The following is a 10,859-nucleotide window of genomic DNA, read 5'->3' as shown; positions in this document are numbered from 1 at the left end:
GCCCCCGCCTCGCCACCCGCAACGGATGCCGCCGCCCGTGACCTGTACCTCGAAGTCATGCTCAACGGCCAGCGCACCTCGTTGATCGCGCACTTTCGCGAGCGCGACGGCCATCTCAGCGCGAGCGCGCAGGACCTCGACGAGCTCGGCGTCGCGACCGCCAAACTCGGCGCGGCGCCGAACGCGTCGCTCGATCTCGACCGCATTGCCGGGCTGCGCTACCGCTACGACCCGGCAAGCCAGCGCGTCGAGTTGCAGGTGTCCGACGCGCTGCGCAAGCCCTACACGTTCGACACGCGCGAGCTGACGCGCACGCCGAACGCGACGTCGGCGCGCGGGCTGCTGCTGAACTACGACGCGTTCGCGCAGACCGACACCAACGCGCAGCTCGCGATCTGGAGCGAAGCGCGCTACTTCGATCCGGCCGGCGTGCTGAGCAACACCGGCATCGCGTATCTGTACCGCGACCTGAACCGCTACGTGCGCTACGACACTTCGTGGAGCCGGTCGAATCCGGCGACGCTCAGCACCACCCAGCTCGGCGACACGATCTCGTCGTCGCTCGACTGGAGCCGCTCGATCCGCCTCGCCGGCTTCCAGTGGCGCAGCAATTTCGCGCTGCGCCCGGACCTCGTGACGTTTCCGGTGCAGTCGCTGTCGGGCACCGCGGTGGTGCCGTCCGCGGTCGATCTGTACGTGAACAACGTGCGCCAGTTCAGCGGCAGCGTGCCGAGCGGGCCGTTCATCGTCAACAACGTGCCGGGCATCACCGGCGCCGGCGAAGCGACGATCATCACGCACGACGCGCTCGGCCGCACGATCTCGACCTCGCTGCCTCTGTACGTCGACACCCGCATGCTGGCGGCCGGCCTGTCGAGCTATTCGTTCGAAGCGGGCTTTCTGCGCCGCGCGTACGGGATCGATTCGTTCTCCTATAATCCGCGCCCGGCGCTCAGCGCGACCGCGCGGCACGGTTTCAGCGACGCGCTGACGCTCGAAGGCCATGCCGAGGCAACCGGCGGCCTCGTCAACGCGGGCGGCGGCGCGCTGGTGCGGCTCGGCATGGCGGGGGTCGTCAACGGCTCGCTCGCGGGCAGCGCCGGCAAACTGAACGGCTTCCAGGCGGGGCTCGGCTATCAGCTGATCGAGCCGCACTTCTCGATCGACGCGCAGACGCTGCGCGCGTACCGCCATTACGGCGACCTCGCCGCGCGCGACGGCACGCCGGTGCCGAGCGCCACCGACCGGGTCACGCTCGCGCTGCCGTTCTTCGATCGTCAGACGCTGTCGCTCAGCTATATCGGCTATCGTTTTCCGGGCGCGCCGTCGTCGAAAATCGGCTCGGTGTCCTACACGTTGAATTTCGGCAACCTCGCGTCGCTGACGCTGAGCACCTACAAAGACTTTTTGCAGCACAACGCGCAGGGCGTGTTCGTGACCGCCAGCATCGGGCTCGGCAACAACACCGCGGTGAACACGAGCGTCGGCCGCCAGAACGGCCAGTCGACCTACAACCTGAACGCGCAGCGCCCGCCCGACTACGCGGGCGGCTGGGGCTGGGGCGTGCAGGCCGGCGGCTCGGGCGCGGTGCCGTACCGCCAGGCGCAGGCGCAATATCTGGGCAAATATGGCGAGGTCACCGCGATCGCGCAGGACGTGGACCGCCGCGCGGGGGCGTCGCTCGATCTGAACGGCGCGATCGTGCTGATGGACGGCACGCTGCAACCGGCGCGCCGCATCGACGACGGCTTCGCGCTGGTGTCCACCGACGGCGTCGCCGGCGTGCCGGTGCTGCACGAGAACCGCGTGATCGGCACGACCGACCGCGGCGGCCATCTGCTGATCCCGGACCTGAACGCGTATCAGCACAACCAGCTCGCGATCGACAGCATGAAGCTGCCCGCCGACGCGCGCATCGCGACGACCGCGATGGACCTCGTGCCGACCGCCCGCGCGGGCGTGCTGGCCAATTTCCGGGTGACGCGCTACAGCGCGGCGTCGGTGATCCTGCGCGACGCGAACGGCGCGCTGCTGCCGCCGGGCACGCGCGTGCATCACGTCGAGAGCGGCGCCGATACGATCGTCGGCTACGACGGCCTGACTTTCGTCGAGCAGTTGCAGCCGGACAACCATCTGGAAATCGAGCGTGACGGGCGGCGCTGCGATGTCGAATTCGGCTACCGGCGCCCCGCCGACGGCTCGCTGCCGACCATCGGCCCGCTCGATTGCGGCGCGCCGCGGCCGCCGGCCGGCCATGCACGCAGCGACGCGACACCGGCTGCCCTCAATCCCACGAGCGCAGTGCGATGAAACACGCGCTACTGCTGTTCGCCCTCTGCCTGCTGCTCGGCTGTGCCCCGCGCGCGGCCAGCGCACAAACGTGTAGCGCGAGCCCGTCGGCGCTCAGCTTCGGCAACGTCAGCCCGATCGCGCTGAACGCGGTGGCGGCGACCGGCAGCGTCACCGTGCAGTGCACGTGGCCCATGCTGACCCTGACGCCGAGCGTGCAGGTGTGCCTGAACCTCGCCGGCACGCGGCCGCGCTATCTGGCGAGCGGCGCCAACCAGTTGCAATACGACCTGTACCAGGACGCCGCGCATTCGCTCGCGTGGGGCTCGACCGCGCTCGGCACCACGCCGATTTCTTTAACGCTCGACAAACCGTTGAACGGCACGAGCGCATCGGCGACCGTGAACTTCTACGGGCTGATCGCCGCGAATCAGCCGACCGTGCCGACCACCGGCAACGTCAGCACCGTGTATGCGCAGACGCTGAGCCAGACTTCGCTGAACTATGGGTTTTTCCTGCTGCTCGCGCCGGGCTGCGCGGCACTGACGACGAGCGCCGGCAGCTTCGCGATCAACGCGAGCGCGACGGTCGTCAACAACTGTCTGATCAGCGCGACCAATGTCGCGTTCGCATCGGCCGGCGTGCTCAGCAGCGCGCTCGCCGCGAGCGGCGCGATCACCGCGCGCTGCACCAACGGCGACGCGTTCCGGATCGCGCTGAGCAGCGGCTCGAGCGGCACGGTCGCGGCGCGCCAGATGCAGCGCGCGGGCGGCGGCGGCACGGTCAAATACCAGCTGTACACCGACGCCGCGCACAGCAGCGCGTGGGGAGACGGCGGCTCGGGCACCACGATGGCGACCGGCACGGGGACCGGCAATCCGGTATCGATCGCGATCTACGGGCTCGTGCCCGCGCAGAGCACGCCGATGCCGGGCAGCTATAGCGACACGATTACCGCGACCATCAGTTTCTGAACGCGGCGCGGCATGCCCCGCACCGCCGGTTAGAAGCTCACCGTCCAGACCGTTTGCTGCGCGTCGCCCACGCCGTGCGTCGTCGCGAACGCGAGCGGCGGCGACGGCTGCGGCGGCTGGCTACTGCCCTGATCGGCAGTGGGCTCGACACCCGCCTGATCGATCTGGAACGGCGCGCCGTGCACGCACGACACGACCGGCTGATTGATGACGCTGATCGCGGTGTCGGCGGATTTGACCACGCAGCTTTCCTGCACGGTCAGGCTAACCGCGATCGACGCGAGTTCGAGCGGCTGCGCGGGCGCGGCGGACGCGGCCAGCAGCAGCGTCGAAAACAGGGTCGACGGCAGCGCCGCCGTGAGAGCGGCAAGGTGACGAGGCATGAGGCGATTCTTCGGCGGCCGGTTCGGAACACGAGAGGGATGCCTGCATGTCGGCATCTCGCGCCGGAACTTGAGCAGCGTCGCGACACGCGCGAGCGCCTGAAGTTACCCACAGATTTTGTTGGCAAATCTGTGCATAACTTTCCAGGAAACTCCGCAAACCGTTGATGCAATTGTCATTTTTCCGCCGACGTCGAATCCGGGCAGCGCCGCCGCGCCAAGCCCAGTGGACCCACTGCGGAGTCCGTCGTGACGACAAGCGCCTGATGCCCAGGCCGGTGAATGAATTTAATTGGGGTTTTTACGCATACGCCAGATAAATACAACGCATGCAATTACAAACAACGCTCTGATTTTTCTCGTAGTGCAATTAACCCTGATATAGATCAGATGTTATAAAAAAATAAACCGGCTATCAGTAGCGCAATACCGTTACGCTTCGATGACAGCGCGCGCCTTGGCGGAAAAACCCTAGCCGCTACGCGACACAACGTTAAACCCAACCCTGCCGGCAGCGGGGGAAATCGGCAAAACAACGGATTCCCGTTTAGGATATTTGCAATGCATAAATCAAATCCTAAACCGCACGCGCATTTTTAAATCCCGCAGAGTGGAATAAACGACAAGGATTGTTAAATGCCATTGTTAAATCCATCCGGACTCAGGCACATTTAACAAAATTTCTCTCGTCTCAAAATTCGGAAACTCCAGTTAATCATGACCACGACCGATGCCCGCTCATTGCAGTCGCTGTACGCCGAGCGCTCCGGCAGCCTGAGCGGCTGGTTGCGCAGGCGACTGGGCGGCGGCGAGCGGCCGGACCCGCTGGCGCGCGCCGGCTTCGCGAGCCTGTCGCGCGCGGGGTGCACCGCCAGCGCCGCCAACGCCGTGGCACAGCCGGCCTCGCTGCCGCAGCCGGCCGGCTGGCTCAACTCGCTCGCGCGCCGGCTGGGCCTCGCGCAGCCGGCCGCCCCCTCGCTCGAACACAGCTATCTGGCGATGCTCGCGTCGCAGCCGGAACTGCACGCGCCGTCGGAACAGGAACGCGCGCGCGTGCTCGCGAGCCTGCGCGGCCTCGACACGCTGCTGCCCCGGCTGGCCGCGCCGGCCCGCGCGGCGCTGCTGCTGTCGCAACTCGACGGCCTGAACGACCAGCAGATCGCCGCGCATCTCGCGGTGTCGGTGCGAACCGCCCAACGTTATCTGGCGACGGCCTTCGAAGCCTGCCTCGCCTCGCTCGATGATCAAGCCACCCGCCGTTGACCGGCACATCCTGCGGCAAGCCGCGCAACTGCTGGCCCGGCTCGATTCGGCCGACGCCAGCGACGCGGACCACGCCCTGTGCGAACAATGGCGCGAGCAGAGCGACGCGCACCGCCGCGCGTGGGCGCTCGCCGAACAGTTGCGCGAGCAGTTCGATGCGGTGCCCGCCGGCGTCGGCCCCGCGCTGCGCGAACGCGCGGGCGTCGGCACGGTGTCGCGCGGACGGCGCCGCGCATTGGGGATACTGACCGGCGTCGCACTGGCCGCGCCCGTCGGCTGGCTCGCGAGCCGTCTGCCGTGGCACGCGTGGAGCGCCGACTTCCACACCGCGACCGGCGAACGGCACGACGTGCTGCTCGCCGACGGCACGCAGATCACGCTCGGCAGCGCGAGCGCGGTCAACGTCGGGTTCGATGGGGGCGTGCGGCGGATTCATCTGCTCAACGGCGAGATCATGGTGCGCCCCGCCGACCACTCGCGCGACGCGGCCAACCCGCCAGGCGAGCGCCCGCGCCGGGGGGCGCTGCTGGTGCAAACGGCGGAAGGGGTGGTGGAAGCGCTCGGCACGCAGTTCAGCGTGCGGCAGCAACATGGTTTCACGCGGGTGGCCGCGTTTCGCGGCGGCGCGCAGCTCTCGCCCGCGGCGAGCGACGGTGTGCTGCTGATGCAGGATCAGTCGAGCACCTTCACGCGCACCGCCGTGGCGGCGCCGCAGCCGCTCGACTCGCGCGAGGCGATGTGGACACGCGGCCTGCTCTACGCGAACCGGATGCCGGTCGCGGATCTCGTTGCCGAACTCGCGCGCTACCGCCACGGCATCCTGCGCTACGCGGCCGATGTCGCCGAGCTGCGCGTATCGGGCATCTATCAGCTCACCGATATCGACGCGACGCTCGCGCTGCTGCAACGGACCTACCCGCTGCGCCTGCGCTCGATCACGCCGTACTGGACGGTGGTCGAAGCGCGCTGAGAGCGGCGCCGGCCTGCACCGCCGCCGTCAACGCCGCCCTCGCCTTCACTTCAGGCGTCAGGCCGCCACCGTCTGCGGCAAGCCGAAGCGCGCCTGGTCCTGCTCGCCGCCGAGCGCGTCGATCAGATCCGTCAGCAGACGGTCCAGCTCCGCGGTCATCAGCACGACATCCGAATCGAAACGCTCGTCGTCGTTCTGCGCGGTCGGGTCGCTCGCTTCCTTCAGCACGTCGAGCGGCGCGATCCGCTTGATCGTCAGCGACGGCGTCAGCACGAACGACACCCGGTCGTTCCACGTCATCGCGAGCCGCATGCACTGCTTGCCCGCTTCGATGTGGCGGCGCATGTCGTCGGCGTCGAGCGCATGGCCGACATAGCGCACCGTCGCGTTGCCCTCGGCGGGCGAGCGCAGCTCGGTGTCCTGGTCGAGCGTGAAGCCGGCCGGGCCTTCGCCGTCGAGCAGCCAGCCGGTCATCGCCGCGACCGGCGACTGCGCGACGCTCACGCTCATCAGCGGCAACTGATCGATCGACTTCACCAGCAGCCCGCGCACGTCGTCGGCGACCGTCTGCGACGCCGCGTCGATCACCAGCCAGCCGTTCTTGCAATCGATCCACACGCGCGTATCGCGGCGGATGCTGAACGCGCGCGGCCGCAACTCGTCGGTGACCTGCTCCTTCAATTCGCGCATCTGCTTGCGGCCGGGTTTGAAGCCCTGCTGCTCTTCGAGTTCGAGCGCGCGCTCACGCGTCACCTGGGTGACGACCGAGGCCGGCAGCAGCTTCTTTTCGGCGCGGTAGGTCAGCAGCATCTGGCCGTTCTGCGCGTACACGAGCGAGTCGCCGTCGCGCGGCGGCGCCCAGCCCTGCGCCTGCATCTCGACGCTCTGGCCCGGCGCGAACGCGTACGGCGCGAGCCACTTCTGCATCTGTTCGGGGGTGACGGACCACGGTGCGGGGAGACGGTGCAACTGGAGGTTTTTGAACCACATGGGCGAACTCGGAATTCGGGCAAAGCGCAGCATTCTATCCGACCGGGCGCGGCGCAAGCGTGCGCGCCGGCGTGTCGCCAGATGCGTTCGCGCGCTTGAGCGGCAGCTTCGGCGGAGCGCGAAACCCGTGCCCACGCCGCCTCAGCGGCGTCGCTCGCCAGCGTCCTACGGGTTTTGCTCAGGGCTCGCGCCCACGCGCTGCGGCGGCAAATCACCTAGACTTTTTGACATCACACAGCAAGACGGAGGCGGCCATGGCCTACGAAACCGCAGCGTGGCAAACCGTGGTCTACGAGGGCTTCGAAATACATGTGTCGCCGGTCGCGATCGAGCCGCCGGGCGCCGCGCAGACAAGCGCCGCAACAGCCGCGCAAAACAGCCGCTACACGTATCTGGGCTATGTGTGCCATCCGGGCGCCGACCCGCATATTCCGGGCCATGCGGTGCCGTTTCACGCGGACGGCGAAGAGAGCTTCGCGAGCCGCGATGAAGCGCTCTACGAAGCGGTGCACGTGGGGCGCAGCATCGTCGACGGCACGCATCCGGATCTGACGGTGCTGCCGCTGGTGACGGGCGGGGTTTGAAGCGGCGGAGCTGAAGCCGCCGCGCGGCGGCGGGTTTGCAGCCGCCCGTTCAGCCCAGCGCGCGCTTGATGCGCGACTTCAGCAGCGCGCGCTTCAGGCGGCCGGTGCGCTCCGGCTCGCTGACCGCGAGCGCGCCGTCGATCGACGTGCCGCGCCGCAGGTAGTAGCGGTCGAACGTCGCCTGCGTCATCCCCCACTTGTTGAGGAACTGGCGACGCCCGTCGTTCTTCACGACCTTGCCGGTGCTTTTCTGCTGGAAGTGATAGACGAGGCTGTCGCCGACCCCGACGAACACGCGGCAGCCCGCGTCCCACAGCTTCATCGAGAAATCGTTGTCACTGCTCATACCGGGGCTCAGCTCGCTGCTGTAGCCGCCCAGCTTGAACCACCAGTCGCGATGCACGAGCGTCGGCGGCCATGTCGCGCCGCGCCAGTCGGCCCGCGCGAGGCCCGGCGTCGCGGCGACCAGTTCTTCCGCGCGAAACACCTGCGCGTCGCGGCCGAAGTCGCTGACCACCACGCACGGATTGCCGGTGTCGACCGGCTCGATCATCGTGCCCGACAGCATGAACAGGTTGTCGGCCGGCATCTGCGCGAGGCGTTTGATCAGCGCATCGTCCCAGCCCGGGCAGCAGTACATGTCGTCGTTCATATAGACGATGTAGTCCTGGGTCGCACGCGCCGCCGCGATATTGACCGCGTGACAGATGCCGATATTGTCCGGCGACGCGGTGTGCTCGATGCCCTCGTCGCGGACCCACGCGAGCGTGCCGTCCGAGCCGTCGTTCACGTGCACGATGATCTGATGCTGGTGCGTCGAATGACGCCGCAGACTTTTGATCACGAGGCGCAGGTACGGCAGGTTGTTCCAGGTCGGGATGATGATTGAGAACATCGGCGATGAATTCCGTAGTGATGTAGTCCGCGCGCGGCGCACGGCGCGTGTTACGCGGGCCGCTCAGTCGCGCCCGTTCCGCGGCGCCGGCGTCGTGCCGGACGGCTTTTTCAGGAACGGCAGCTTGGCCGGCAGATTGGCGTCCCAGCCTTCGAGATCCTCGAACGGATAGCGGCTGAGCGCGTACAGCACCCGTTTGAGGCGGCTTTTGAACGGCGCGCGCGGCACGTTCGGCAGCGTGCCGGGCGCCGCCTCGGCGCTGCGGCGAATATAGTCGCGCAAAAAGTCTCGCTGCGAGATTCCCCACTTCATCAGGAATTCGCGGCCGCCGCGGTTGCGGCGAATCCGGCCGGTCGACTTGCAGCCGAAGTGATAGATGCGGCTCGCGCCGACCACCCGGAACACCCGGCAGCCGACCAGCCACAGCTTCATCAGGAAGTCGTCGTCGCTGCTCATGCCGGGGCCGAATTCGATGCTGTAGCCGCCCACCGCGTGCCACAGCCGGCGGCTGATCAGCATCGGCTGCACCGCCACGCCGTCGCGATCGGCCGCTTTCATTGCCGCCGTGTACGCGAGCAGATCCGCCTCGTCGAAATTCTCCGGCCCGGTGCCGAAATTGGCCGCGGTGACGTTGCTGTTGCCGGTATCGGTCGGCTCGATCAGCACCGACGACAGATACGCGGCCGAGCCGTCGAGCGCGCGCACCGCGGCCTCGAAGCCGACATCCCAGCCCGGGGTGCAGAACATGTCGTCGTTCAGGAACAGGATCCAGTCGCGGGTCGCGAGCCGGGCCGCGTCGTTCAACGCGATGCACACGCCGACGTTGCCCTCGCTCCACGTATGGCGGATGCCCTGCGCGCGCACCCAGTCGAGCGTGCCGTCGCTACCCTCGTTGACGTGCACGATGATCTCGTGATCGAACGCCGAGTGACGCCGCACACTGTCGATGCACAGTTGCAGATACGGCAGGTTATTCCAGCTCGGAATCAGGATGCTGAACATGAGTGGATCGGAACCTCAGTGATTGGAACGGTGCGAGGACTGCGCGGCGCGGCTGTGCGGCGCGCGACGGTCGGCGTACGTGCAACAGGCGACGATGATCGCCAGCACCGTCGAATAGAACGACACGGTCAGCTTCAGATCGAAGGTTTCCACGCTGAGCCCGAAGATCCAGAACGACACCACGAACGTCAGCCCGAGCAGCGCCGCACGTTGGACCGGCACGGCCGGCGCGCCCAGACGGCGCCAGAAAATGATGGCCGGCACCAGATAGATGCCGAGCAGCGCGATGCCGCCGATGCCGCCGTAATCGGTCATATACGCGAGCATCTGATTGTGCGCCTCGCCGCGGCCGAACTGCGCGGCGATCGGCGTGATCAGGCCGGCATCGGCGAACGCCTGCATGCTGTTGCGAAAGCCGTCGCCGCCCAGCCCGAGCAGCGGATGGCTCTCGACGATGCGCAGCGCCGCCTCGTAAAGCTGCAGGCGAATGCCCATCGCGGTGTCTTTATGGCCGTTCATGTACTGGACCAGATCGGACGACACCCCGCCGAACCGGGCCCGCACGGTCGACGAAAAAACGTAGACGCCGGCCAGCAGCGCGGCCATCGCGAGCGGCAGCACCACTTTCCACTTGCGCGACTTGCCGCGGCTGCGCAGATAAACCACCATCACCGCGACGACCGGAATCGCGACCCAGCTGCCGCGCGTGCCGGTGATCACCGACGCGGCAAGCCCCGCGAACAGACCGGCGATCTTGACGAGCCGCACCGCCGCGCAATCCTTGCGCCACCAGTTCAGCGACAGCACCGACAGCGCGCCCATCGCCAGCGCGATATCGCCGAAGTGGATCGGATTGAGGAACTTGCTGCTGATGCGCCCGAGGCCCCAGTCGCGCGGAATCACCAGCAAAATGCCGAGCGAGGCCAACGCCGCCAGCGCGAACGACAGATCGGTCCACGCGAGCGTACCAGGCAAGCTGCGCCGCAAGATCAGAAAGACCGGTGCGGCGAGCAGGAAACGGGATGGAGAGTCGAGCGTGCTGACCACCAGCTGGCCGTGCGCGACGCCGGACAGCAGCACCGCGAGCACCGGCAACGCGGCGCACACGCAGAACGCGGTATCGACGCGGTCCCAGTCGCGCATCGACAGATCGGTCCAGCGCTGGGGCAGCGCCAGCAGCACCAGCGCGACGATCGCGGCCGCGACCGACAACGCGCTGCCCGCGCCCGGAATCAACAGGGACGCCGACGGATACGTGAGCAGGAATAAGGCAGGCGGTAGACTTCGCAAAGTGACGCGCGGCAAACAGATTTTCGTGGGCGTCGACATGTCTTTAGTTGGAACCAGTCGTCGCAGAATTCGATATGCGACCGGGTAATGTGGCCCGCTATTGTACCGGGTCCGCGTGCTAATCCCGTAATTAGCGGGGCCGTGGCGAGCCTTGCCGGGCCTTGCCGGCACGCCCGCGAACGCGGCCGCCCGAGGCCCCGCCGCCGGTGTTTCCGCGCG

At 67.6% G+C, this 10,859-nt stretch carries 10 protein-coding genes; 5 read left to right on the top strand and 5 right to left on the bottom strand.

Features of this window, described 5'->3' with window-relative positions; translation table 11 throughout:
- Together BTH42_RS04760 and BTH42_RS04755 are read left to right on the top strand one after the other, a co-directional pair.
- The coding region (locus BTH42_RS04760; RefSeq protein ID WP_083654659.1) for a fimbria/pilus outer membrane usher protein at positions 1-2,310 on the top strand (2,310 nt) is incomplete at its 5' end.
- A complete protein-coding gene (locus tag BTH42_RS04755; RefSeq protein WP_075296313.1) occupies positions 2,307-3,263 on the top strand; it encodes a spore coat U domain-containing protein in 957 nt (318 codons plus the stop codon). The genes BTH42_RS04760 and BTH42_RS04755, both read left to right, overlap by 4 nt.
- A 29-nt stretch (positions 3,264-3,292) precedes the next feature.
- Here BTH42_RS04755 and BTH42_RS04750 read toward each other — a convergent pair whose 3' ends face one another.
- A complete protein-coding gene (locus BTH42_RS04750) occupies positions 3,293-3,646 on the bottom strand; it encodes a hypothetical protein (protein WP_075296311.1) in 354 nt (117 codons plus the stop codon).
- A 717-nt stretch (positions 3,647-4,363) separates the two neighbouring features.
- Here BTH42_RS04750 and BTH42_RS04745 point away from each other — a divergent pair.
- Together BTH42_RS04745 and BTH42_RS04740 are read left to right on the top strand one after the other, a co-directional pair.
- Positions 4,364-4,909, top strand: a complete 546-nt coding sequence (locus BTH42_RS04745) for a sigma factor-like helix-turn-helix DNA-binding protein (protein ID WP_075296308.1) — start codon at positions 4,364-4,366, stop codon at positions 4,907-4,909.
- Complete coding sequence (locus BTH42_RS04740; protein WP_075296306.1) at positions 4,887-5,879, top strand: FecR domain-containing protein; 993 nt, start codon at positions 4,887-4,889, stop codon at positions 5,877-5,879. Before BTH42_RS04745 ends, BTH42_RS04740 begins: the two co-directional genes overlap by 23 nt.
- A gap of 57 nt (positions 5,880-5,936) precedes the next feature.
- Here the strand turns inward: BTH42_RS04740 and BTH42_RS04735 are convergent, their stop codons facing one another.
- Complete coding sequence (locus tag BTH42_RS04735) at positions 5,937-6,869, bottom strand: recombination-associated protein RdgC (RefSeq protein ID WP_075296304.1); 933 nt, start codon at positions 6,867-6,869, stop codon at positions 5,937-5,939.
- Positions 6,870-7,123: 254 nt separating this feature from the next.
- On the opposite strand from BTH42_RS04735, the gene BTH42_RS04730 reads away from it, so the two are divergent.
- Positions 7,124-7,453, top strand: coding sequence for a hypothetical protein (locus tag BTH42_RS04730; RefSeq protein WP_075296302.1), 330 nt, complete (start codon positions 7,124-7,126; stop codon positions 7,451-7,453).
- 49 nt (positions 7,454-7,502) lie between these two features.
- On the opposite strand, the gene BTH42_RS04725 is transcribed toward BTH42_RS04730, so the two are convergent.
- From BTH42_RS04725 to BTH42_RS04715, 3 genes are all read right to left on the bottom strand, one after another.
- Entirely contained in the window at positions 7,503-8,348 is an 846-nt protein-coding gene (locus BTH42_RS04725; RefSeq protein WP_075296300.1) for a glycosyltransferase family 2 protein, read from the bottom strand.
- Between the two features lie 63 nt (positions 8,349-8,411).
- The gene (locus BTH42_RS04720; RefSeq protein ID WP_075296298.1) at positions 8,412-9,350 is read right to left on the bottom strand and encodes a glycosyltransferase family 2 protein; all 939 of its coding nucleotides are present in this window, start codon (positions 9,348-9,350) and stop codon (positions 8,412-8,414) included.
- A 15-nt stretch (positions 9,351-9,365) separates the two neighbouring features.
- Complete coding sequence (locus tag BTH42_RS04715; RefSeq protein ID WP_256701790.1) at positions 9,366-10,655, bottom strand: O-antigen ligase; 1,290 nt, start codon at positions 10,653-10,655, stop codon at positions 9,366-9,368.
- Positions 10,656-10,859 lie beyond the last annotated feature (204 nt).

The sequence above is a fragment of the Burkholderia sp. SRS-W-2-2016 genome, assembly GCF_001931485.1.
In the GTDB taxonomy this organism is placed as follows: domain Bacteria; phylum Pseudomonadota; class Gammaproteobacteria; order Burkholderiales; family Burkholderiaceae; genus Paraburkholderia.
This window is presented reverse-complemented; position numbering and strand designations above follow the sequence as displayed.